The sequence below is a fragment of the Corynebacterium occultum genome (assembly GCF_009734425.1).
Lineage (GTDB): Bacteria > Actinomycetota > Actinomycetes > Mycobacteriales > Mycobacteriaceae > Corynebacterium > Corynebacterium occultum.
The window spans coordinates 1,689,142-1,713,184 of sequence record NZ_CP046455.1; the positions used below are offsets into that span (position 1 = coordinate 1,689,142).

The following is a 24,043-nucleotide window of genomic DNA, read 5'->3' on the forward strand; positions in this document are numbered from 1 at the left end:
TTTCAGATGCTGAAAGCTTAGGTCAGACCAGGGAATCAAGATGGCCGAGTACATCGGCGACCACCTGTTGCGGGGTGCGTCGATCGGTGCGGATCCGGAAGCCGGCGACCTCGTGGTACAGCGGCATGCGGGTCTCCAGCAGATTCCGGTAGTGTTCCCGCGGGTTCTCCGCGAGCAGCACCGGGCGGGTGTCATCGCTGGAGGTGCGGCGGTAGCCCTCCTCCGGAGAAACATCGATCCAGACCACATCGTGATCAGCGAGCAGTTCCCGGGTTGATGCGGTGACCACTGCACCACCACCGAGACTGACCACTCCGCTGGTCTTCAGGGCCTCGGCCACCTGCGCGGCCTCCAACTCACGGAAGGCGGGTTCGCCCAGCTCGGCGAAGACTTCACCGCAGGCCTTGCCGGTGGCCTCCTCAATCAGTTCATCGGAGTCGACCAGGCCAAGGCTGAGGGCCCTGGCCAGGCGGCGGGCGATGGTGGACTTTCCGGCACCGGGAGGGCCGACCAGGACCACCCTCGGACGCTGGGCGGTTTCGTCCACGTTAGGAATCAGTTCCGTCATGGGTGTTGAAATCCAATCGTGCATTGATGTGGTCCAGGTAGCCCTCGATATTGCGGCGGGTCTCATTGAGGGAATCGCCCCCGAACTTCTTGAGTACCGCACGGGCCAGGACCAGGGCAACCATTGCTTCGGCGACGACACCAGCAGCTGGGACGGCGCAGACATCAGAACGCTGGTGGATGCCGGTGGCGGCAGAACCATCAGCCATGTCGACGGTCTTCAGGGCCCGCGGCACCGTGGAGATCGGCTTCATGGCAGCGCGCACCCGCAGGGTCTGACCATTGGTCATGCCACCCTCTAGTCCACCAGCCCGGTTGCTGAGCCGGTCGACACCATCCTCGGTGCGGACCATCTCATCATGGGCCTCGGAGCCTCGGCGGCGGGCCTCCTCGAAGCCGTCACCAACCTCCACCCCCTTGATGGCCTGGATACCCATCAGGGCGCCGGCCAGCTGAGCATCGAGACGATCCTCACCCGAGACGTGGGAGCCCAGGCCGATCGGCAGCCCCTCCACCACGACCTCGACGATGCCACCGAGGGTGTCACCGGCCTTCTTGGCGGCATCGATCTCGGTGATCATGGACTCTTCGGCATCCTTGCCGAAGGCCCGGACCGGAGACTCGTCGATGGCGGAGAGAGCACTGAAGCTCGGGGTTTCGCCCATATAAGGCTCGGAACGGCCGATGGAGATGACGTGGGAGAAAACCTCCACGCCGAGGGTTTCCCGGAGGAAGCTACGGGCAATGGTGGCGGCAGCCACCCGGGAGGCGGTCTCCCGGGCGGAGGAACGTTCCAGCACCGGCCGGGCCTCATCGAAGTCATATTTGAGCATGCCGGCAAAATCAGCATGGCCCGGGCGGGGGCGGGTCAGTTTGGCACCACGCCCGGAGTTCATTTCCTTGGCGATCTCTGGATCGTCCAGATCCACCGGCTCGGCCGACATGATGGTGGTCCACTTGGGCCACTCGGTGTTGCCGATCATGACAGCGATCGGGCCGCCCAAAGTCTTGCCGTGTCGGATGCCGGTGAGCAGTGTCAGCTCATCGGCCTCAAACTTCATGCGGGCACCCCGCCCATAACCGAGTCGGCGCCGCGAAAGCTGAGCGGCGATCTCTTCCTTGGAGACCGGCACCCCCGCGGGCATGTGTTCCACCATGGCGATCAGCGCCTGGCCGTGGGATTCCCCTGCAGTAGTCCATCGAAGCATGCTGACATTATCTCATGACTGCCGGACCTTAAGCGCTTAGACTCCCCTTAAGCGGTGGTCAGCACACCCAGACACCCCACTCCAGGCGACCCTTCATCCCCCGCACCCACCCCCGGAACAGGCTCAGGCACAGGTTCAGGCGCCGGTTCAGGAGAGAATCCCGAGTCCCGCAGCCAGCAGCATCGCTGGCCCGAAGGGCAGGCTCTCCCGACGGCTGAGCAGCATGATCAGTGCGGCAATCCCCGCTGCCCCGGCCATCACCCAGGGCAGGGTGCCAAAGCCCGCACCGAGCACCACACCGGTGCCCAGCGAGGCAGCCAATTTGATGTCTCCCCCGCCGACCCCACCCAGCCAGATCCCGATCAACAGCAGAAACAGGGCCCACCCGACCCCACCCAGGACCGCCGTGGGCTGCCACAGCAGTGCCAACCCCCATGCCAGTGGAATAGCCGGCAGGGTCAGTGCATCCGGCAACCGCCGCTGCCGCAAATCCACTACACAGAGCGCGATGGCCCAGGTGGTGCAGCCCAACCCGAGCAAGAGGAAGGGCGTGCTCATTGAAGCTGCGCTGTGCGCGGCATCGATGAGCACGCCCGGAATATTCGCCGCCCCCACGGCTGACCCGATCATGTGCCTGAGATTAGCTCAAAGACTTCTCCAGTGCCTGCCACATCGCCTCACGGGGAGCTGCAATGCCGGTGAACTGCTCAAATTGGCCATAGGCCTGATGTGCGAGCATCACATGGCCACCGACACTGCGGTGGCCATTGGCGGCGGCCTGCACCGTCAGGGGTGTGGGCCAGGGCTCATAGAGCACATCGAAGACCGGGGCGTGTGCCAGCTGACGTTCCATCCCCGCCAGCACCCCGGCGGGCAGAGTAGAGACGATCAGGTCCGCGGAGAGTGCGATCTTCTCCAGGTCCCCGGAGAAGTCCCCCATCTCGAACTCGGCACCATGTGCGGTGGCCAGGGGTGCCAGCTCGGCGCGCTTGTCGGAACGGTTGAGCACCGTCAGCTTTGCCACACCCTCGTTGGCCAGGGTCCACAGTGCCGGGCGGGCAGTGCCGCCCCCACCGAGCACCAGGGCATGCATCCCCGCCGGGGACTTAGCGGCCAGCAGTTCCCGCAGGGCACCGGCAATGCCATCACAGTCGGTGTTATCCGCCCGCCAACCTGAGCTGGTACGCACCAGGGTGTTGGCGGAACCGATCTGGTGGGCCCGATCGCTGACCTCATCGGCGAATTCCAGGGCCGCGAACTTGGCGGGCATGGTCACCGAGAAACCCACGTAGCTGTCACCCAGCCCGGAAACCCGCTCGGGCAGCTGCTCCGCGGTGCACTCGAAACGGCCATACTCCCAGTCATCCAGGCCGAGCTCACGGTAACCGGCGTTGTGCAGCAGCGGGGAACGGGAATGTTCGATCGGCGAGCCGAGTACAGCGGCACGGTGGCTGATCCCGCTCATCGTTGCGAATCCAGAACACCGTTGTCCAGTGCCTGCTGAGTGTCTCGCACGTGATCCTCAAAATTATTGTTGAAAACGGTGGTGCCATCCTGACTGATGGTGACGAAGAAGAGCCAGTCACCCTCCGCCGGGTTCTCCATCGCCTCAATCGCCTCCATGGAAGCCGCGGCGATCGGGGTGTCCGGTAGCCCATCCTTGGCGTAGGTGTTCCAGGGGGTCACCCTGGCACGGTCCTCATCAGTGGTGGCGACCTCCACCGACTCCAGGCCGTAGTTGACGGTGGAGTCGAACTCCAGGCGCATCGGCTCTGCCAGGCGGTTCAGGATCACCCGGGCTACCTTGTCGAATTCCCCAGCCGGTGCCTCACGTTCCACCAGGGAGGCGGCGGTGAGCAGCTCATAGGGGCTCAGCTGCAGGGCTGCCGCCCGGTCGACGATGCCACTGTCATTGTAGTTCTGGGTGGAACGGGTGACCAGGTCAGTGAGAATCTCCGCTGCGCTGAGTTCCGGGTTGATCACATACTGTCCGGGCACGATCAGGCCCTCCAGGCGTTTAGGGTCATTGCCGCGAGCGTTGACCGCCTCCAGGGCCCACTCCGGAACACCCAGCTGCTCCGGCGGGGTGTTCGCCGCAACCTGCTCCAGCTGTTCCGCGGTGACCGTGGGGTTGCCCAGTCCATCCTGGGTCAGGGCAGAGATCTGGGAGTAGACACCCAGTCGGGTTGCCCCGCCGATGACATTGACATCCAACAGGGTCGCACCCCCGTGAATATCGAGTAGTTCAGTGCGGTTGGCCGGATCCAAGAGTGCCCGGACCGCCTCCACCGCGCTCATCTGGCCCTGCAACCGGTAGAAACCGGGCTGCACATTGGAGGCATCCGGGTTGGAGGCGGCTGCAGTCTGGAAGGCGGCATCGGATTTGACGATGTCACGCTCCTCCAGCTGGGGGCCGAGCGCCGAAAGTGAGGAACCCTCGGGGATCTCCACCAGCTGCACCTCACCGTTGCCGGTGCCCTCATAGTCGGTGGCGGAGACGGAGGTTCCGTTCTCCCCACTGGAGACCCGGACGCCGATGTAGATCACCCCGCCGATGAGCAGCACCAGTGCGGCGATGAGCACCGCCAGGCCACGTTGGCGGCGTTTGACGAACTTGTTTTCCATTCGCCGTCCATTGGCCGCACGCTTTACTTTCTGGGTCATAGCGTTCCATTCTGGTTCTCAGGCCCCGGTGTCACAGGGCGCTGCTCGGTGCTGCTCTTATCTGAGCCGGTCTCAGGGGTGCTGGTTTGTTCTGGCTGCGGGGTATCCGGGGTTGCCTGGGGCGTCAGGGAATTCTGGGCGAGATGGTTGGCACGGGTATCGAGCCAGGTCTGCAGAATTTCCACGGCGGCGGCCTGGTCGATGAATTTCCGGCCTTCCTTCTCCCCCACTCCAGACTCTCGCATCGCCCGAAGGGCCACCACGGTGGTCAGCCGCTCATCGCCGAGCCGGACCGCGACATTGCTCAAGGCACTATCCGGGTTGTTGAGGCGGCGCCGGATCCGAAAGGCGATCTCCTTGGCATGCTTGACGCTGTGGGAGCCATCCCCCTTGAGGTCACGGGGCAGGCCCAGAACCACCTCCACCGCCCGGTATTCCTCGATGAGTTCAATGAGTCGGTCGATATCTGCACCGTCCCTGCCCTTGAAGCCGGTCACCCGGGGAATGGTCTCCACCGGGGTTGCCAGTGTCGCATTACGGTCTGAGGAGGCGACTCCGATACGGACGGTGCCGACATCAATGCCGAGCCTTCGGCCAGGACCGGGATCATTGACACCTGGGACATCCGGGGTGACCTTCATCTGGCTACCGCCGCCTTTCGGTTTCGGGATGGGGCAGGGGCATGGGACGATCACCCTCGCACTGCTCCAATGTAACGGTTTCGCAACGTCTCTGGACCCATTTCAGGCGTGTGTCTCTTAATCGATACACACTCTCAGCTTTGCCTGGGGCAAAGTTTCCTTAGCTGAGATGCCTGATCTGGATGCCCGTTCGGACTACCACAGCATGCCCGAACAAGCGTCAACCATGCTAACCCGTACATGAGCGAAGCAATCCAGAAGGGTCAGTGTGAATCTCCCGGAAGTCCCTGGGGAGAGTGCCGGTCCCTGGGGAGATGAAGACACCACCCCGACTCTAGTCAGGGTGGTGTCTGGGAGGTTTAGAGTTGGGCGAGTTCGCTCTTCAGTGCCTCAAAACCTGCATTGAAGCCCTCCGGCTTGCTGCCGGAACCCTGCGCCATGTCCGGCTTTCCGCCACCCCGGCCATCGACATAACCGCCGAGCAGCTTGACCAGGTCACCGGACTTCACGCCCCGGGCGATGGCGGACTTGGTGGCACCGATGATGAAGGGGGCCTTCCCCTGTCCATCCTCGGCAGCCAGAACCACGATGCCCTCCCGCTCACCGAGACGACCACGCAGGTCGGTGGCCACGGTTCGCAGATCACCGGCGGAGGTGCCCTTGGGCAGCTGGATGGTCAGGACGGTGAAACCATTGATCTCGACCCCCTGGTCCAGCAGCTTGGAGGTGTTGGCCGCCAGTTGTGCCTTGTGGAGGTTCTCGATCTCCCTCTCGGCGGCCTTGAGCTTATCGGTGAGCTGGCGGACACGCTCCGGCAGATCAACGGTCGGGGTCTTCAGGGAGGACGCCAGACCAGAAGCCAGGGCAGCCTCCCGAGACAGGAACTGGAAGGAATCCATGCCGGAGTAAGCCTCGATACGGCGCACGCCGGAACCCACGGAGGCCTCGCTCAGCAGGGTGACCGGCCCGATCTGGGAGGAGTGGGTGACATGGGTGCCACCGCAGAGTTCCATGGAGAAGGGGCCACCGATCTCGACGACGCGGACACTGTCGCCGTAGTTCTCACCGAAGAGCGCCATCGCGCCCATCTTCCGGGCCTCCTCAAGGGAGGTCTCGATGGTGTTGACAGCCCAGTCCGTGTCCACCGCCTGGTTGGTGATCAACTCGATCTGCTCCATCTGTGCCGGGGACAGTCCCTCGGTGAAGTTGAAGTCGAAACGCAGGTAACCGGGACGGTTCAGGGAACCGGCCTGGACCGCGGTGGGGCCGAGCACCTGGCGCAAGGCAGCGTGGATCAGGTGTGTGGCGGTGTGTGCCTGGCGGGCACCGTGACGCCACTTCCCGTCAACGTTGACGGTGACCTCTGAACCCAGGTCCAGTCCCCCGGAGGCGACGGTGGCCTTGTGGATCCACAGCTTCTTGCCGATCTTCTGCACATCATTGATGTTGAGCAGGGTGTCACCGGAGACCAACTGGCCGCGGTCACCCAGCTGACCACCGGATTCGGCGTACATCGGGGTGTGGTCGAGGATGACCTCGACTTCCTCACCGGCATGGGCCTCATTGATGGATTCACCATTGCGAACCAGGCCCAGCACCTTGGACTGGGAGCTCAGTGCTTCATAACCGAGGAACTCGGTGGGGTGCTCATCAACCCACTGGCGGTAGACACTGAGGTCGGCGTGGCCGTGCTTCTTGGCCTGGTTGTCCGCCTTGGCGCGGGCCTTCTGCTCCGCCATCAGGGACTCGAAGCCCTCGATGTCGACCTCGAGGCCGGATTCGGCGGCCATTTCCAGGGTCAGGTCGATCGGGAAGCCATAGGTGTCATGCAGCGCGAAAGCCTGATCACCGGCGACGGTGGTCGAACCGGACTGCTTGACACTGCTGGCAGCCTGCTCGAAGAGCTGGGTGCCGGACTCCAGGGTGCGCAGGAAGGCCTTCTCCTCATTGGTGGCGACGTTGAGGATGCGCTCCCGGTTCTCGGCGATCTCCGGGTAGGAGGGGGTCATGGTGTCCATGATGGTGTTCATGAACTGCTGCATCGTCTCAGCGGTGGCCCCCAGCAGACGGGCGGAGCGGATGATGCGGCGCAGCAGACGACGCAGGATGTAACCACGACCCTCATTACCGGGGGTGACACCATCAAGGATGAGCATCATGCCGGTGCGGGAGTGGTCGGCGATCACACGGAAGCGGATGTCGGCGGTGTTGTCCTTGCCGTAGGTGGCGCCGGTCAACTTCTCGGCGGTGTCGATCACGGGACGCAGCAGATCGGTCTCGTAGACATTCTCCACGCCCTGGAGGAGGCAGGCGACACGCTCCACACCCATGCCGGTGTCGATGTTCTTCTTGGGCAGGTCACCGAGGATCTCGAACTCACCCTTAGCGGTGCCCTCACCGCGCTCCTTCTCCATGAAGACCAGGTTCCAGATCTCCATGTATCGGTTGTCATCGACCGCCGGGCCGCCCTCCTTGCCGTAGGCCGGGCCACGGTCGAAGTAGATCTCGGAGCAGGGACCGCAGGGGCCGGGCACACCCATGTGCCAGTAGTTGTCCTCCATGCCCAGACGCTGGATACGTTCCGCCGGAACACCGATCTTCTTCTCCCAGATCTCGGCGGCCTCATCATCATCGAGGTAGACGGTGACCCACAGTCGCTCCGGGTCCAGGCCCAGGCCGCCCTCGGCCAGGGAACCGGTCAGCAGCGTCCAGGCATGGGTGATCGCCCCCTCCTTGAAGTACTGGCCGAAGGAGAAGTTGCCGGCCATCTGGAAGAAGGTGTTGTGACGGGTGGTGATGCCGACCTCGTCGATGTCGAGGGTGCGCACACACTTCTGGATGGAGGTGGCGGTGCCGTTGGCGAAAGGCGGGGTCTCCTGGCCCAGGAAGTAGGGCTTGAAGGGAACCATTCCTGCGTTGACGAAGAGCAGGTTGGGGTCATCGAGAATCAGCGACGCACTCGGGACCGCCTCGTGTCCGGACCTGACGAAGTGATTGGTGAAACGCTCCCTGATCTCATGGGTCTGCACGCCGTGCTCCTTGTTCCATATTGTTATGGCTAGCTATTTTGTTCCGGGAAGGCTACTCCCGAACCGAAAGTGAACGGTGCCCTACATTACCTGCCTGGCAGCTGAACTGAAGTGTCAGCCCTCCCACTTTTCAGGAACAGCCTCCGGGACCGCTAAATTCCACCCCACCTCCCCCACGTGAGGAGGATCATCTGCCCCTCCGGCTCAGTGGCCGCGGACGATGCGTCGAAGTCTGCCCAGGTAGCTGGAGATCTTCTTCTCCACCCCATGCTCGGTCGGCTGATAATACACCCGGTCCGACATGCCCTCCGGCATATATTGCTGGGTGAGCACACCCCGGGGATCATCATGGGGATACTGATAGCCCACGGCACTGCCCATCTTCTTCGCCCCCTCATAGTGACCATCCCGCAGGTGGGCGGGGACTGGTGCCAGATGCCCCTTCTGTACATCCGCCACGGCAGCCCCGATGGCGTTGATCACCGCGGGGGACTTCGGTGCGGTCGCCAGGTGGATCGTTGCCTGGGCCAGTGCCAGGCGGCCCTCCGGCATCCCGATGAGCTGCACCGCCTGGGATGCGGCCACCGCGGTCTGCAGGGCGGTGGGATCTGCCATGCCGATATCTTCACTGGCGTGCACCACCAGGCGGCGGGCGATGAACCGGGGGTCCTCCCCCGCCTCCACCATCCGGGCCAGGTAGTGCAGTGCAGCATCCACATCCGAGCCCCGGATCGACTTGATGAAGGCACTGACGATGTCATAGTGCTGATCACCATCGCGGTCATAACGGATCACTGCACGGTTGACATTGTCCCGGACCGTATCGACGTCCAGTTCCCCACCATCGCTGACCGCCTCCGCCGCCGCCTCCAGGTAGGTCAGCGCGCGACGGGCATCACCACCAGCCAGCAGCACCAGCTGTTCCAGAGCTTCCGCGGAGGCTGTGATCCGCGCTGCCAGGCCACGCTCATCACTCAAGGCACGTTCCAGCAGCTGGTGGATGTCCTCCGGCTCCAGGGACTCCAGCTGCAGCAGCAGGGAGCGGGAGAGCAACGGGGCCACCACTGAAAAGGAGGGGTTCTCCGTGGTTGCGGCCACCAGCAACACGGTGCGGTTCTCCACCGCGGCCAGGAGAGCATCCTGCTGGGTCTTGGAGAAACGGTGCACCTCATCAATGAAGAGGACGGTGCGTTGACCGTGAATCAGATCGCGGCGGGCCCGGTCGATGACCTCGCGAACCTGTTTCACCCCGGAGTTCAGGGCGGAGAGACCGACGAATTTCTGGCCTGTGGCGGTACTGATCAGGGAGGCGATGGTGGTTTTTCCGGTACCGGGTGGTCCGTAGAGGATGACCGAGGCCTCGCCGGAACCCTCGATCAGGCGGCGCAGGGGACGGCCCTGCCCCAGCAGGTGCTGCTGGCCGGCTACCTCATCCAGGGTGCGGGGCCGCATCCGGGCAGCCAGGGGCGCTCCGGGACCGACCTTGAAGAACTCTTCGGCGTTCCCGCTGTCAGCGGGATCACCACCGGAGAGGGGGTCAGCTGGTCCGAACAGAGAATCCTGGCTCATAGCTGGGAAAGTCTACGCTTCCCGGACCGCGACCCGCTCGGCGATCTCGCTGGCGAACTTCGCGACGATCTCCAGCTGTGTGTCTTTGCTGCGCTCCGCGAAACGGGACAGCGCCTCCGCGGTTTCATAGAGGTCCTGACGGACCAGGAGTTCATCCTGCGTGAAGGGTCCTTCGCTGGCGCGGCGGAGGATGTCACCCAGCCCCTCCCCTTCCTTGAGTTCCGGGGCGGACTCAGGCACCCGGATCCCCTCGGTGAGTTCCGGCGCCAGGCCACTGTCCCGGAGGGCGAAGACGGTGTTGGTCAGAGAACCGAAACGCATCAGGGAGATCGATTCCAACAGCCAGCCGATCAGGGCGGCGGTGACCCGCAGGTTCAGCTCCTCCTCGATCTTGGTGTTGGGCCAGCGGGTGGAGACCTCACGTACCCAGGCGTCGATGAAGACATCAGCCTCATCATCGGTGATGGGCCGGGAGAAGAGGAACTGCGGGAAACCTGCGACCACACTGGCGATGTCGAAGGAGACGTCCCGGAATCCGGCCCACTCATAGTCAAGGAAGTGGGTGCGCTCGGCGACAATGATGTTGTCGGGCGAGAGGTCGAAGGGGGTGAAGGCGCGGTGGTGACCGGTCAGCAGCCGACGCTCCGCCTCCTTGGCCAGGTTCAGCACGACCTGGGGGATCTCGAAATCGGCGTCGCGCAGCAGTTCCAGGCCGACCTGGATGGAGAAGACCAGGGCCCGGTCGCGGAGCCGGTTGACATCGGAGGTCTCCGGGTGGGTGCGCAGCATCCGGGCCATGAGGATGTCGAAGTCCTCCTCCCGGTCGGCGGTACCGGCGTGCATCCGACCGAGTGCCTGGCCGAGGTTGCGCAGGATCTGGATGCGGGTCTCCCCCGAGGTGGTGGTCAGCAGATCAGCGAAGGTGTCACCGTCACCGGAGTCGGTGATGACCAGGATGCGGCGGGTGATGTCATGGGCCAGCAGCATCGGCCCCGGGCGGACCTCCTCCGGAAGGGAGGTGGTGAACTGGTAGGAGACCACCTCGCGGACCAGGGCGGCATCATCAAGCCTTTCCCCGGTCTCGGGGATGCATTTGAGGATGATGCTGCGCTGCTGCAGGAAGGGTGAGGGCGCCACGCGGGCCCGGAGGACAGTGGCGGTTCCGGAGCCGCTCAGCTGCTCGGTTTCGGTGATCTCCTGTTGGCCGCCGAAACGCTCAGAGAGCAGACTTTCAGCGATCTGGATGATCTCTTCCGTGGACAGCACGAGGGTTTCTCCTTCAAGCGGGGGGTGTGACCCGGTAGGCGATCTGGGGCCACTGATGTGGGAAGTGTGAACTAGCCCACCTGTTGACGATTATGCATGGCGGGCACGGTGATACCCCCGAATTCGAGAAAAAACTGAATTCGGGGGCATGACTGCTCCCGCTTCGGGATTGAGGTGTTAGTTGGCCTCGGCCGCGGTGGCCACAGCCTTCTTCCCGGCCTTCTCGCCGCCTTCAGCCGACTTCGGCTTGGCGTCGATACCGGACTCCTTGCGCTGCTGCGCGGTGATCGGGGCCGGGGCATCGGTAAGCGGATCAACTCCGCCACCGGACTTCGGGAAGGCGATGACATCGCGGATGGAGTCGAAACCGCCCAGCAGGGAGACGATACGGTCCCAGCCGAAGGCGATGCCGCCGTGCGGCGGGGCGCCGAAAGCGAAGGCGTCAAGCAGGAAGCCGAACTTCTCCTTGGCCTCCTCCTCGGAGATGCCCATCACCTTGAAGACGCGTTCCTGAACATCACTCTGGTGGATGCGGATGGAGCCGCCACCGATCTCGTTGCCGTTGCAGACGATGTCATAGGCGTAGGCCAGTGCCTCACCCGGCTCGGTGTCGAAGTTCTCGAGGTACTCCGGCTTCGGGGAGGTGAAGGCATGGTGGACGGCGGTCCAGGTGGAGTTGCCCAGGGCCACGTCACCGGAAGCGGTGGCATCGGCAGCGGATTCGAACATCGGGGCGTCGACGACCCAGGTGAAGGCCCAGTCGCCTTCCTTGATCAGACCCAGCTTCTCCGCGATCTCACCGCGGGCCGCGCCCAGCAGGGCACGGGAGGGCTTGGTCTCACCGGCGGCGAAGAAGATGCAGTCCCCCGGCTCCGCACCGACGTGGGCGGCGATACCGGCACGCTCTGCGTCGGTGATGTTCTTGGCCACCGGGCCGCCCAGCTCACCGCCTTCGCCGACGAGGATGTAGGCCAGGCCCTTGGCGCCACGCTGCTTGGCCCATTCCTGCCAGGCATCGAGCTGACGACGCGGCTGGGAAGCCCCGCCCTTCATGACGACCGCACCGACGTACTCATTCTTGAACACACGGAAGCTGGTGTCCTGGAAGAACTCGGTGCACTCCGTGATCTCGATGTCGAAGCGCAGGTCCGGCTTATCGGAACCGAAACGACGCATCGCCTCGGCGTAGGTGATCCGCGGGATCGGGGTGGTGATTTCGTAGCCGATCAGCTTCCAGACCTCACCCAGGATCTCCTCGGCCAGGGCGATGACATCATCCTGGTCGACGAAGCTCATCTCGACGTCGAGCTGGGTGAACTCCGGCTGACGGTCGGCACGGAAGTCCTCGTCCCGGTAGCAGCGGGCGATCTGGTAGTAACGCTCCATGCCGGCGACCTGCAGCAGCTGCTTGAACAGCTGCGGGGACTGCGGCAGGGCGTAGAAGGAGCCCGGCTTCAGACGTGCCGGCACCAGGAAGTCACGCGCCCCCTCAGGGGTGGAGCGGGTCAGGGTCGGGGTCTCGATCTCGGTGAAGTCATGGCCGTCCAGAACGGTGCGGGCCGCCTTGTTGGCGGCGGAGCGCAGTCGCAGGGCGTTGGCCTGGACCGGGCGGCGCAGATCCAGGTAACGGTACTTCAGACGGGTCTCCTCGCCGACCTCACCACCGGCTGAAGAATCCCCGATCTGGAAGGGCAGCGCGGCGGACTCGTTGAGGACGTTGAGCTCGGTGACGTTGAGCTCGATGTCACCGGAGGGCAGGTTGGGGTTCTGGGAACCCTCGGGGCGGAGCTCAACGACGCCGGTGACCTGGAGGCAGTACTCGCTGCGCAGATCATGGGCCCGCTCAGCGACCTCACTGTCACGGAACACGACCTGGGCGAGGCCGGTGCGGTCACGCAGGTCGATGAAGATCACACCGCCGTGATCGCGACGACGGGAAACCCAGCCGGTCAGGGTCACGGTCTGTCCAGCGTTTTCTTTGCGGAGGTCGCCCGCGAGATGTGTACGCAGCAAGGCGTCTACGTCCTTCCAGTATTCAAGCAGCTTCTGTCAGGCGCCCACTTTACCTGCTGCCACGGACCCGCCCGGGGATCGGCCCACACCAGCTGCCTCGGCCGGCCCTTTCCGGGATTCTTCCCACCCCACCCAGAACCCCTCCTTTGGTCACATAATGGTGTCCGCTGTCACTTGAGGGCACAGTTCATGGCATGATTTTCTCATGACCTTTCGTGGCGATGTGAGTAAATCCAGTGGCCGTGCCCGGACGGGTGGCGGCCGCGGCGGACTGATCGCCGGTGGCGGCGGTCTTGGCGCCCTGGTGCTGGTCGGACTTTTCCTGCTCTTGGGCGGTGACCCTTCCCAGGTCGATGACATCGTGGGCGGGCAGGGCCAACGCCAGTTGGAGCCTGGCTCCGAAAGCGGTGGACTGGAGCATTGTGGCACCGCTGAGGCCGCCAACACCTACGCAGACTGCCGGGTGGCTGCCACAGCGGTGTCCCTGGATCAGGTGTGGGTGGAGGAGCTGCCCGCCCAGGCCGGTATCGACTATGTCGAACCGGGCCTGATGATCTTCGAACAGTCCATCTCCTCCGGTTGTGGGGCAGCTTCGGCCGCAACCGGCCCCTTCTACTGCCCCAGTGATCAGACCGCCTACTTCGACACCTCCTTCTTCGCTCAGCTGGAGGAGCTCGGTGGCGAGGATGCCCCGCTGGCGCAGGAATATATCGTGGCCCACGAGTTCGGCCATCACATCCAGCACCTGGAGGGCACCCTGGGGATGAGCGACTACAACAACCCCGGCGCGGAATCCAATGCGGTGAAGATCGAGGTGCAGGCGGACTGTTACGGCGGGATCTGGGCGCATTATGCCGATGATGGGGAGGATGCCCTGTTGGAGACCATCACCAGGGAGCAGTTGGCTGATGCGATGGCCACCGCCGGTGCGGTCGGTGATGATAATATCCAGCGTCGCTCCGGGGGTGAGGTGTCTCCGGAGAGTTGGACCCATGGTTCTTCGGAGCAGCGTCAGCAGGCCTTCATGACCGGTTATGAAACTGGTTCGATGGCTGCCTGCGACACGCTGGAGCGTGGGGTCTACAACCCCTAGGGTTGCTGGTCCTCTCCCCCGGTCACCGTGTCCTGGTGGCCGGGGGTTTTGCGGTGCCTGCTTGACGACGCAGCGTGCCCCGGGGGGTGCAGGTCGTGCTGGTTCGCTCCGGCGTCCCCGGGATTCGGCGGGGTCGTCGAGTAGCCCAGGCGTTGGCGTTCTTCGGCGATGATTTCGGCGGCGAGGGTGGCTTCACTGATGTCGACGGCGTCGTGGATGGCGGCGGATTCACTGGGCCGGGCGTAGGTGTCGAAGAGTCGGCGTTTATCGGCGAGCATGTCAAGCATGCGTTCTTCGGCGGTGTCATCGGCGACCAGGCGGTGAACCTGAACGGTGGAGATCTGGCCCATGCGGTGGACGCGGGCGATGGCTTGGGCTTCGATGCTTGGTTTGACCTGGGGTTCGGCGATGATGACGACGCTGGCGGACTGGATGTTGAGGCCCACTCCGCCAGCGGTGATCTGAATCAGCAGGACGGAGCCGGCGGGAGCGTCAGCGAGGGCGTCAATCAGGTCCTGGCGCCTGGTGGGTGGCACGGATCCGGAGATGGTGCCCAGCACCTGCTCCCCCAGTTCTTCCGCCAGGCGGGAGAGAACTTCTCGAAAGTAGGTGAAGATGATGGCTTTGCGACCAGCTTCGGTGGTTTCTTCGAGGATTTCGCGGATCCGGGTGAGTTTGGCGGGTTCGACGCCGGGGGTGGAGAATGCGGCCCGGCGAATGTCCATCCAGCTGCCTTCCCCAACGGCGGTGGCGTAGTGGCGTTGGTCGGCGTCGTTGAGTTGCACCCAGTCGATCTGGTCCATTTTCTCGGGCAGTTCATCAAGTACTTCTACCTGGTTGCGGCGCAGGTAGGCGGGGGCGATGTGTTTGCGGAAATCAGTGGCGGACATGGTGGCCATGGCCGGTGTGATCAGCTCGGGCTGGAGGTAGTTGATGAGGGCGGCGAACTCGGAGACGCGGTTTTCCAGGGGGGTTCCGCTCATCAGCAGGGCGTACGTGGCCCGCGTGATCAGTGTCTGGAGGGCGCGGGAGCGTTGGGTCTCCGGATTTTTGATCATGTGTGCTTCATCCACGATGATCATGTCGATGCGGCCGATGTCGAGGGTGCGGGCTCCATCGAAGGTGCACACCAGGATTCCGCCGCTGCCCCGCCACTGGCCGAGGGCGGTGTCCTTGTCACTGCCGTGGGCACGGTGAACCGGTAGGTCGGTGAAGCGGTGGGATTCCCGCACCCAGTTGCCCAGCAGGGAAGCCGGGCAGACCACCAGCAGGTGGGCAGATTTTTGTCTTTCTTTCTCGACACCGGCGGCGATGTGGGCGGCTGCTGCGAGAGCCTGCACGGTTTTTCCCAGCCCCATTTCATCCCCGAGGAGGACCTTGCGTTGCACGATGACAAAGCGTGCCCCGAAGGACTGGTAACCACGTAGCCGCAGGTCTTTGAGGTGGCTGCGATCCAGGCGTAGTGCCCGGACTCTTGCGAGGGTGTCTCCGGCCAGGTCACCGCCACCTTCGACCTCCAATTGGAGGAGGCTGACCAGGAGTCCCTGGTAGTGGGCGGGGCGGGTGAGGTAGTCCTCCCAGGCGCTCATGCCCTGAAGGGGCCGGGAACGCAGATCTTTCGCTGGCCGGAAGGGTGCGGGGTGCGCCCTGGCCCAGGCGAGGTCATCGGTGTAGCGCTGCCAGAGCTGGTTCTCGGCCTCGGGGGTGTTGAGAACCACGGTCCAGGGATCCGGGGAGTCCGTGAGGGGAAGGTGTTCAGTGTCCTCCAACACCCGGTTCCGGCGGTCCCTCTCCAGCTCGTCGAGACTGTTGAGGGCATCGAATTGGGCCAGGATGGCCAGTAGTCGCAGTGCTGCGGTGGTGGGTGTGTCACCGATGGCGGTGTGGTGTGCCGCGAGTGCCTCGCGGTGCAGGGTCTGGGCGGCAGCCTTCATTCTTTTTGCGGTGACCTCACCGATGCCGTTGAGGGCGATCAGCTCGCGCTGGCTGGCATTCAGGACATCGGCGACGCTGTTGTACCCGTGGGTTGAGAGGTCGGGGAAGCGCAGGCGTTCCCGGGTGGCGGTGCGCAGGGCCTCCACCGGCAGTTGGCGCAGCAGCACCTCAACTCTTTCACCGTTGAGCGCATTGAGCGCCGCTTGGGCGCCCTGGCGTAGTTTCGGTTCGCTGTGGGGGTCTGTCCGGAGGGCCTGGGCCAGGCGCAGCACCGGCTGGATCTGGGACTGCTCCCACTGGAGGAATACGGGGTTTTCGGTGCCGAGGGCCTGGGCCAGGGCGTGCCGGGCCCCGGCGATCAGGTGGTCCGGGGTGCCGTGGGAACCGGGGAAGAGCCGGACTCCGACTCGTTGCAGGGTTTCGGCGCGCTGGAATTTATCCAGCAGCGTTCCTGCGTCCGTGAGCAGGCCCCGGCGGTTCGGGTCCGCCAGCATGGCCTGCATCTGCGCGGCGGCTTCCTGGCCAGCTTTAACCCGGTTGCCACCGAAGAGTCGACCGAGCAGACCCGGCGCGGCATGGGTGGCCTTTTCCCGGAGTTCGGGCAGTTCCCGACAGGTGTGGATCACCTGGACCAGAGTGTCGGCGGCATGGGGGTGGTGGGAGAACTCGAGGTGGAGGTAGAGGCTCTCAGGCCAGGTGAGGGCTCCGTGCGGGAGGATGTCCACCCGGAATTCTGCTTCTTCGAGGCGCGCTCCGGAGAGGATGGTGCCAGCGGTGGCTGTTTCTCCGGAGCCGAGGCAGCCCACTGCTTCTTCGGCTTCCTGCGCCACGGCGATGGCCCGGTCGGCTGCGGCCAGGATTGCTTCGAGTTGTGTTTTCTCCACCCTTGTCACCTGGCTGATTCTGCCAGAGGGGCGAAAGTGTCTCTCAGATGCTCCCCCGCGGAGTCTGAAAATGGTCTGACCTGTCATTGATTTTTTCATGATTTTTAGCACATAATTAAAAGGTTATACTTACGCCTCGGTATATTAATTTTTACTGACATAATTTATCTTCAAGCGTTGCGGGCACTGATGGGTTCCCCCCTTCATTCAGCTGACTAATTTGCCGGAGTAGGGAAACATCAGCCGTGTACCTCCCCGGTGGCTGAAATTGCACCGGGACACCCCCCTGCGAAGAACATGGGCCACTCCGCCAGATGGCGAAAGGCATGGCCGGAAGGGATCGACCAAGATATGCGTGCGGATGCCCGTGAGAGAAGAGAACGCATCATCAACACCGCCTGCAACCTGTTGCGCGGCCGGGATATCGAAGGCCTGACGTTGGAGGAGGTGGCTCGGGCCGCAGGCGTGGGGATTGCCACCCTCTACCGTAATTTCCCGAACCGCCAGGCACTCTGGCATGCCTGCATCGAACACCTGATGCATGAAGTCAATGAGCTGCAGAGAGTGTTCCTGGAAGATTTCGCCAGCGAACCAGTGGATCCGTTGCCTCTCTGGCACAGCTTTGTGCGGGATCTGGCCAGACTCGGCCTGGGGGCACTGGCGCAGGTCATGACCCCTGATAATTTCCAGCAGCTCCCCCCGGGAATGCGGGAACTGCAGGCCGCCAATGATGTGCAGGGCAGGCAGGTACTCACCCTGGTGCAGGAGGCTGGCCTGGTTCATTCCCACATCACCCCCCACACCCTGCTCAAGGGGCTGATCATCCTGTCCCGGACGGCGGAGCCCACGTCCCCGGGCGCGATTCCCGAGCTCAACCGCCAGCTGCTCCGCGTCTATCTCGCCGGTCTGCGCCAGGGTCCGGAGGAACTGGTTCTGGACCCACTGCCGGAGCAGATGGACGGTGAACACCTGGGTGTCACCTTCCCGACGCAGGAGAGTTAAACCCGCAACCACCCCTTACCCGCCGCCCTCCCCCGGTCTGGACATCTGGCCCAGCAGGGCCGGGCGTCGACCATTAACCTCGGCCTGGTGAAAGAGAATTCCTCGACTCCCAGGTCCCCCAACCGCGCCATTCCTTTCCTGGCGGCCTTCAATGACATCGAGAACCATCTGCGCAATGAATTGAGCGCCAGGAAGTCGGATGGTTTCAGCTGGATGGTGCGGTTGGCGGCACGAAAGAGCCTGATCTCGGACACCCATTCCGAGGCGCTGCAGGCCTTTGCGGATCTGCGCAACGCGATCAGCCACGGCACCTACCGGGATCACCGCCCCATTGCGGAACCGCTGCCGGAAACGGTGGACGAGATCTCCCGGATCCGGGATCTACTGCTGGATCCTCCGTTGGCGCTGAACGTGCTGGGCCCCCACCAGGTGCAGTCCTTCAGTCCGGAAGATGATGTCCGCCAGGCGCTGGGGATCATCCGGCAGAGCACGATCTCCCAGTTTCCGATCTATGAGGGCGATACCTTCCGGGCACTGTTGACCACCAACACCATCGCCCGGTGGGTGGCAGCCGACCTGGATGACAATGACCATCTGGATGCCCGGAGCATTGGGGAGGTGCTGGATTTCGCCGAGGACAATGATGATGCGGTCTTCCTCTCCCGGCAGGCCACGGCCCGGGAGGTGTTGGAGGAGCTGACCGTTCCGGACCGGTCGGGCAGGCTGCCCCGGGCGGTGTTGATCACCGAACACGGGCGGCGGGATCAGCGCCCGATCCGCGTGATCGGGGGTTCTGACCTGGCATTTCTGCTGGAGGCGGTGGAGTAGTGGGCCAGGCTGCGGGCGGGGGGCGTCGCAACGCTCAGTGGCGCCGGGGAATACTTTGAGACTATAGTTGTTGACATAACAACAAACCTTTTTGAATTCCCGATTTAGGAGCACCCCCATGCAGTTCGGCATCTTCACCATCGGTGACGTGACCACCGACCCGACCACCGGTAAGACCCCCACCGAGCATGAGCGCATCAACGCCATCACCCAGATCGCACTCAAGGCCGAGGAGGTCGGCCTGGATGTCTTCGCCACCGGCCAGCACCATAACCCCCCCTTCGTACCCTCCGCCCCGACCACCCATCTGGCCTATATCGCCGCCCAGACCAAGAACCTGAAGCTGTCCACCGCGACCACCCTGATCACCACCACCGACCCGGTGCGCATCGCTGAGGACTACTCCTTCCTGCAGCACCTCTCCAACGGTCGTGTGGACCTGATGATGGGCCGCGGCAACACCGGACCGGTCTACCCCTGGTTCGGCAAGGACATCCGCCAGGGTATCCCCCTGGCCATCGAGAACTACCATCTGCTGCGTCGCCTCTGGCGCGAGAAGAACGTGAACTGGCAGGGCAAGTTCCGCACCCCGCTGCAGGGATTCACCACCACCCCCTTCCCGCTTGACGACGTCGCGCCCTTCGTCTGGCACGGCTCCATCCGCTCCGTGCAGATCGCCGAGCAGGCCGCCTTCTACGGCGACGGCTTCTTCCACAACAACATCTTCTGGAACAAGGAACACACGGCGCAGATGGTCGACATCTACCGCCGCCGCTACGAAAAGCATGGCCACGGCCAGGCCGACCAGGCCATCGTCGGCCTCGGCGGCCAGGTCTACATCGCAGACTCCGAGGAGCAGGCGAAGAAGGAGTTCCGCCCCTACTTCGACAACGCCCCGGTCTACGGCCACGGCCCCTCCCTCGAGGAGTTCACCGCGATGACCCCGCTGACCGTCGGCACCGTCGAGCAGGTCATCGAAAGCACCATGGCACACGCCGACTGGGTCGGGGACTACCAGCGCCAGCTCTTCCTCATGGACCACGCCGGCCTGCCCCTGGAGGTCGTGCTCAAGCAGATCGAGATCCTGGGCACCCAGGTCGTCCCGGAGGTCCGCCACCGCATGGAGGCCCGCCGCCCCGAGCACGTCCCCTCCGAACCGCCGACCCACGCCACCCTCAAGGCAGACCCGGGCCACCCCCACCACAAGGTCCGCCCCGGCAAGGACAATGCCTAACCCCCACAACCCCGAGCAGCACGAAAGGCACCTCCCCCATGCCCAGACTGACCGTCATCTCAGCGGGACTATCCAACCCTTCCTCCACCCGCACCCTGGCCGACCAGATCGCCGCGGCCGTCAACACCGCCGTCACCGCCCGCGGCGAAGCTCTGGAGATCAATGTCATCGAGCTCAAGAACCTCGCCGTCGACCTGGCCCACGCCATGGCCGCCGGTGGCATCAGCTCCGAAGCTCTGAGCGCGGCCAAGAAACAGCTCAGCGAAAGTGATGGCCTGCTCGTGGCCACCCCTGTATTCAAGGCCAGCTACACCGGGCTGCTCAAGATGTTCTTCGACGTCCTGGACGATGAGGCGATCAATGACATGCCCACCGTCATCGCCGCCACTGCCGGTACCGCCCGCCATGCACTGGTGCTCGAGCATGCCTTACGCCCCCTGCTCAGCTACATGCGGGCCCGCGTGCTGCCCACCGGAATCTTCGCCGCCACCGAGGATTTCGGTGGCGCTGAGGGCGCCGCCATTGAACGCCGTATCCAGCAAGCTGCCGAGGAACTGGCCGAGCTGATGCTCGCCCAGTCCGGCACCGTGGTCGGTGGACTGGCTGGCCCCACCTCGCGCAGCACCCGGGAACGCCACTCCGGTACCGACCTGGGGGAGGACTTCACCTCCTTCTCTGAGCTTTTGGCTGACTACGACGGCTCCTAGACGCTAATGTGAGGGCAAGCACAATTCCCCTCACCACTTCCGGAGGTTTCTTCCGTGATCAGCGTCTCCGACCTCTTCAGCATCGGCATCGGCCCATCTTCCTCACACACGGTGGGCCCGATGCGCGCCGCCCATGACTTCACCTCCCAGCTGCCCCAGTTCCCGGCGCGGGTGGAGGCGGAGCTCCGCGGCTCACTGTCCGCCACCGGCGCCGGACACGGCACCGACCGGGCGGTGATCCTGGGGCTGGTCGGATATGAGCCCACCACCCTCCCGGCGGATGTGGAGCCCGCGCCGGGCGAGGCGGTGCCTGCCCAGGGCACCCACTCCGGTCCAGCCGGGCAGCTGGAGTACTCCCTCATCTTCAATAATGAGGCGCTTCCCCAGCATCCCAACGGGATGATCCTGCGTGCCTTCGATGAGTCCGGGCAGCCCCTGGGTGAGACGATGGAGTATTTCTCCGTCGGTGGTGGCTTCATCCAGACCGCCCAGCAGCTGAGAGAGCAGCTGTCCGGTGAAGGCATCAAGGCAGGTGCCGCCTCCGCGGATCGTGAGATCCAGGTCCCCTACCCCTTCAATACCGCCGCAGAACTGCTGGAGCATTCTCAGCGGGAGGGCAAGTCCTTCGCCGAGATCGTGCTGGCCAATGAGATTGCCCTGACCCCCCCGGCAGAGGGCGCTGCCCAGCCCCCGGTCCTAGATCACCTGGATCGGGTGTGGGCGGCCATGAAGTCCTGTGTCTCCGCAGGTCTGGCCGCCAACGGCACTCTGCCGGGTGGCCTGGGTGTGGTCCGCCGCGCACCGCTGCTTTTCGACTCCCTGATGGAGGGTGGTTCCCGGCATACCCGGGGTGAGGGACTGGATGCGATGGAGTGGGTCAACCTCTACGCCCTGGCGGTCAATGAACAGAATGCCGCCGGTGGCCGGGTGGTCACCGCCCCCACCAATGGTGCCGCCGGAATCATCCCGGCAGTGCTGCACTATGCCCGGGATTTCCTCCGGGACTTCAGCATCGAGAAAGTTCATACCTTCCTGCTCACCGCCGGCGCGGTGGGGATCATCATCAAGCAGAATGCCTCGATCTCAGGTGCTGAGGTCGGCTGCCAGGGTGAGGTTGGTTCAGCCTCCGCCATGGCGGCGGCAGGACTCGCGGCGATCATCGGCGGCAGTCCCTCACAGGTGGAGAATGCCGCCGAAATCGCCCTGGAGCACAACCTCGGGCTGACCTGCGATCCCGTCGGCGGGCTGGTGCAGATCCCGTGCATCGAGCGCAATGCCATCGGCTCCGTGAAATCCATCAACGCCGCCCGGCTGGCCTGCATGGGTGAGGGAATTCACCGTGTCACCCTGGATGATGTGATCCGCACGATGGCGGAGACCGGCCGGGACATGCTCAGCAAGTACAAGGAGACCTCCATGGGTGGGCTGGCGGTCAATATTGGCATCTCGGTGGCTTTCACGGAGTGCTGAGATTTTCAAGTGCCGAGAGCTACCGGTGGGGCGCTGGGTAGCACCCACCGGAACCACGGCTCGGGATCTGCTGGGGATCCGTTCTCCCCGGGCAGGGACCAGCGGGCAGGGTAGTTCACATCAAAAAGCTTTTCACCCCCGCCGTCCTCCTCGCATTGCCCTATAGATACCGTGCATCACCACTTCTTCCCATATTTACGCAGCACACAAGCGTGACAAGATCGCTAATGTGTGGCATGGTGTACATTCGTTGCGCATCGGAGATTCCCTTAGGCCGGAGCGCGGGCCAGAGAGCCCGCCCTCCCCTTCCCGCGACCGCTACCCCCCCGAGTCCATTTAAGAAAACCGGGTGTTTCTGAGTCCGGGGAGACCCCTGCCGGTGAAGATGATCCATGATGACGCGGGAAACCTTCCGCGCCGCTGGCGGAGCCCGCTCCGGTTCGTAGGTTCAGTCCCAGGAAAAAGTGGGCTGATGCGAAAAAGTGCCCCACCCCGAGTGCGGCCACAAGGGGCCTTTTCGGCTGCCGGCAGGTGCGCAGATTCTCACGGGAAGAAATGCCCCTGCTGGCTGACCCGGAGCTCCGGGTCAGCCAGCAGGGGCATTACAAGGGACAGCCTGTTTAAGCCAGTGCCTGGGCCAGGTACTCCTGCACCTGAGCCAGGGCAACATCCTCCTGGGAATGCTCGGCCAGGTTCTTCACCGCCACGCTTCCATTGGCCAGCTCCTGGTCGCCCAGAACCAGGGCGAAACGGGCCTGGGCGCGGTCAGCACCCTTCATCGCACCCTTCAGGCCACGGTCACCATAGGCCATATCGGTGGAGATGCCGGCACCACGCAACTGGTTGACCAGACCGGCCATCGCCTTCTTGGCTGCTGCACCCAGAGCCACACCGTAGACGTCAACGCGGCGGTCCACACCCAGGCTGGAGAGGTCCACACCCTCAGCTTCCAGGGCCAGGAGGGTGCGGTCCACACCCAGGCCATAACCGATGCCGGAGAGATCCTGGCCACCGAGCTGACCCATCAGACCGTCATAGCGGCCGCCACCTCCGATGCCGGACTGCGCACCGAGACCATCGTGGACGAACTCGAAGCAGGTCTTGGTGTAGTAGTCCAGACCACGCACCATCCGCGGGTTGATCACATAGGGCACACCCATGTCATCAAGCAGGCCGGTGACGGTCTCAAAGTGCTCGCGGCAACCGGCATCCAGGTGGTCAAGCATGAGCGGGGCGTCCGCGGTCATCTCCTGCACCTCGGGACGCTTGTCATCGAGTACCCGCAGCGGGTTGAGTTCAGCACGCTGGCGGGTCTCCTCATCCAGCGGCAGCTTGAAGAGGAACTCCTGCAGCTTCTCCCGGTACGCCGGACGACAGTTGGCATCACCCAGGCTGGTCAGCTCCAAACGGAACTGGGACAGCCCCAGGCTGCGGTAACTTCGGTCCGCCACGGCGATGACCTCAGCATCCAGTGCCGGGTCGTCGATGCCGATGGCCTCGATGCCCACCTGCTGAAGCTGACGGTAACGACCCGCCTGGGGACGCTCATAACGGAAGAAGGGACCGGCGTAGTTCAGCTTGATGGGCAGCTGTCCACGGTCGAGGTTGTGCTCGATCACCGCGCGCATCACCCCTGCGGTGCCCTCGGGGCGCAGGGTCACCGAACGCTCACCACGGTCAGCAAAGGTGTACATCTCCTTGCTGACCACATCCGTGGACTCGCCGACGCCGCGGGCGAACAGCGTGGTGTCCTCGAAGATCGGCAGCTCGATGTGCTGGTAACCGGCCAAATGGGCCTGATTGGTGAAGGCCTCGCGCACGGCGAGGAACTTCGGGGACACCGGGGGTACGTAGTCCGGGACACCCTTCGGTGCGGACAGGGCCTGAAACTTCTGCTTATCGCTCACCCGAACAACTTTAGCCTGAGCTCAGC

At 64.0% G+C, this 24,043-nt stretch carries 18 protein-coding genes; 6 read left to right on the forward strand and 12 right to left on the reverse strand.

The features are described from left to right. Window positions 1-22: 22 nt before the first annotated feature. From COCCU_RS07890 to aspS, 10 genes are all read right to left on the reverse strand, one after another. A complete protein-coding gene (locus COCCU_RS07890; RefSeq protein WP_156231008.1) occupies window positions 23-568 on the reverse strand; it encodes a shikimate kinase in 546 nt (181 codons plus the stop codon). Then, a complete protein-coding gene (aroC, locus tag COCCU_RS07895) occupies window positions 549-1,775 on the reverse strand; it encodes a chorismate synthase (protein ID WP_156231009.1) in 1,227 nt (408 codons plus the stop codon). The genes COCCU_RS07890 and aroC overlap by 20 nt, the downstream gene beginning before the upstream one ends. 147 nt (window positions 1,776-1,922) lie before the next feature. Further along, complete coding sequence (locus COCCU_RS07900; protein WP_231598702.1) at window positions 1,923-2,405, reverse strand: prepilin peptidase; 483 nt, start codon at window positions 2,403-2,405, stop codon at window positions 1,923-1,925. Between the two features lie 10 nt (window positions 2,406-2,415). Then, the gene (locus tag COCCU_RS07905; protein WP_156231010.1) at window positions 2,416-3,240 is read right to left on the reverse strand and encodes a shikimate dehydrogenase; all 825 of its coding nucleotides are present in this window, start codon (window positions 3,238-3,240) and stop codon (window positions 2,416-2,418) included. After that, on the reverse strand, window positions 3,237-4,439 hold the full coding sequence (gene mltG / locus COCCU_RS07910) for an endolytic transglycosylase MltG (protein WP_231598703.1): 1,203 nt from the start codon (window positions 4,437-4,439) through the stop codon (window positions 3,237-3,239). The genes COCCU_RS07905 and mltG overlap by 4 nt, the downstream gene beginning before the upstream one ends. Continuing rightward, window positions 4,436-5,080, reverse strand: coding sequence for a Holliday junction resolvase RuvX (ruvX, locus tag COCCU_RS07915; RefSeq protein ID WP_156231011.1), 645 nt, complete (start codon window positions 5,078-5,080; stop codon window positions 4,436-4,438). The genes mltG and ruvX overlap by 4 nt, the downstream gene beginning before the upstream one ends. Window positions 5,081-5,439: 359 nt before the next feature. Next, window positions 5,440-8,109 carry an alanine--tRNA ligase gene (gene alaS / locus COCCU_RS07920; protein ID WP_156231012.1) on the reverse strand — a complete coding sequence of 890 codons (2,670 nt, stop codon included), beginning with the start codon at window positions 8,107-8,109 and terminating at the stop codon, window positions 5,440-5,442. Window positions 8,110-8,313: 204 nt separating this feature from the next. Then, entirely contained in the window at window positions 8,314-9,678 is a 1,365-nt protein-coding gene (locus tag COCCU_RS07925) for a replication-associated recombination protein A (protein WP_156231013.1), read from the reverse strand. A gap of 12 nt (window positions 9,679-9,690) precedes the next feature. Next, window positions 9,691-10,944, reverse strand: coding sequence for a phosphotransferase (locus COCCU_RS07930; protein WP_156231014.1), 1,254 nt, complete (start codon window positions 10,942-10,944; stop codon window positions 9,691-9,693). Between the two features lie 177 nt (window positions 10,945-11,121). After that, entirely contained in the window at window positions 11,122-12,957 is a 1,836-nt protein-coding gene (gene aspS, locus COCCU_RS07935; protein WP_156231015.1) for an aspartate--tRNA ligase, read from the reverse strand. 205 nt (window positions 12,958-13,162) lie between these two features. Between aspS and ypfJ the strand changes: the two genes are divergently transcribed. Then, complete coding sequence (gene ypfJ / locus COCCU_RS07940) at window positions 13,163-14,050, forward strand: KPN_02809 family neutral zinc metallopeptidase (protein ID WP_156231016.1); 888 nt, start codon at window positions 13,163-13,165, stop codon at window positions 14,048-14,050. On the opposite strand, the gene COCCU_RS07945 is transcribed toward ypfJ, so the two are convergent. Beyond that, window positions 14,047-16,869: a DEAD/DEAH box helicase gene (locus COCCU_RS07945; RefSeq protein WP_156231017.1), complete on the reverse strand. Its 2,823-nt coding sequence runs from the start codon at window positions 16,867-16,869 to the stop codon at window positions 14,047-14,049. The genes ypfJ and COCCU_RS07945 overlap by 4 nt on opposite strands. Before the next feature lie 351 nt (window positions 16,870-17,220). Here COCCU_RS07945 and COCCU_RS07950 point away from each other — a divergent pair, with 351 nt between their 5' ends. The 5 genes from COCCU_RS07950 to COCCU_RS07970 all read left to right on the forward strand — a co-directional run bounded on the left by COCCU_RS07950 (window position 17,221) and on the right by COCCU_RS07970 (window position 22,110). Continuing rightward, window positions 17,221-17,871 (forward strand): TetR/AcrR family transcriptional regulator, encoded by a 651-nt coding sequence (locus COCCU_RS07950; RefSeq protein ID WP_197088314.1) that lies wholly within the window; start codon window positions 17,221-17,223, stop codon window positions 17,869-17,871. An 87-nt stretch (window positions 17,872-17,958) separates the two neighbouring features. Then, entirely contained in the window at window positions 17,959-18,699 is a 741-nt protein-coding gene (locus COCCU_RS07955) for a hypothetical protein (RefSeq protein ID WP_197088315.1), read from the forward strand. 118 nt (window positions 18,700-18,817) lie between these two features. Continuing rightward, window positions 18,818-19,933 (forward strand): LLM class flavin-dependent oxidoreductase, encoded by a 1,116-nt coding sequence (locus COCCU_RS07960; RefSeq protein ID WP_156231020.1) that lies wholly within the window; start codon window positions 18,818-18,820, stop codon window positions 19,931-19,933. A 38-nt stretch (window positions 19,934-19,971) separates the two neighbouring features. Continuing rightward, window positions 19,972-20,640: a CE1759 family FMN reductase gene (locus COCCU_RS07965; RefSeq protein WP_156231021.1), complete on the forward strand. Its 669-nt coding sequence runs from the start codon at window positions 19,972-19,974 to the stop codon at window positions 20,638-20,640. Window positions 20,641-20,694: 54 nt separating this feature from the next. Then, entirely contained in the window at window positions 20,695-22,110 is a 1,416-nt protein-coding gene (locus COCCU_RS07970; RefSeq protein ID WP_156231022.1) for an L-serine ammonia-lyase, read from the forward strand. Between the two features lie 620 nt (window positions 22,111-22,730). Here the strand turns inward: COCCU_RS07970 and hisS are convergent. Further along, window positions 22,731-24,017 carry a histidine--tRNA ligase gene (gene hisS / locus COCCU_RS07975; RefSeq protein WP_156231023.1) on the reverse strand — a complete coding sequence of 429 codons (1,287 nt, stop codon included), beginning with the start codon at window positions 24,015-24,017 and terminating at the stop codon, window positions 22,731-22,733. Window positions 24,018-24,043 lie beyond the last annotated feature (26 nt).

Bases quoted from the DNA above. Each gene is read 5' to 3' on its own strand.
- COCCU_RS07900 (WP_231598702.1), bottom strand. From the start codon at position 2,405: ATGATCGGGTCAGCCGTGGGGGCGGCGAATATTCCGGGCGTGCTCATC.
- mltG (WP_231598703.1), bottom strand. From the start codon at position 4,439: ATGACCCAGAAAGTAAAGCGTGCGGCCAATGGACGGCGAATGGAAAAC.
- COCCU_RS07925 (WP_156231013.1), bottom strand. From the start codon at position 9,678: ATGAGCCAGGATTCTCTGTTCGGACCAGCTGACCCCCTCTCCGGTGGT.
- COCCU_RS07950 (WP_197088314.1), top strand. From the start codon at position 17,221: ATGCGTGCGGATGCCCGTGAGAGAAGAGAACGCATCATCAACACCGCC.
- COCCU_RS07965 (WP_156231021.1), top strand. From the start codon at position 19,972: ATGCCCAGACTGACCGTCATCTCAGCGGGACTATCCAACCCTTCCTCC.
- COCCU_RS07905 (WP_156231010.1), bottom strand. From the start codon at position 3,240: ATGAGCGGGATCAGCCACCGTGCCGCTGTACTCGGCTCGCCGATCGAA.
- ruvX (WP_156231011.1), bottom strand. From the start codon at position 5,080: ATGAAGGTCACCCCGGATGTCCCAGGTGTCAATGATCCCGGTCCTGGC.
- COCCU_RS07960 (WP_156231020.1), top strand. From the start codon at position 18,818: ATGCAGTTCGGCATCTTCACCATCGGTGACGTGACCACCGACCCGACC.
- ypfJ (WP_156231016.1), top strand. From the start codon at position 13,163: ATGACCTTTCGTGGCGATGTGAGTAAATCCAGTGGCCGTGCCCGGACG.
- aroC (WP_156231009.1), bottom strand. From the start codon at position 1,775: ATGCTTCGATGGACTACTGCAGGGGAATCCCACGGCCAGGCGCTGATC.
- COCCU_RS07890 (WP_156231008.1), bottom strand. From the start codon at position 568: ATGACGGAACTGATTCCTAACGTGGACGAAACCGCCCAGCGTCCGAGG.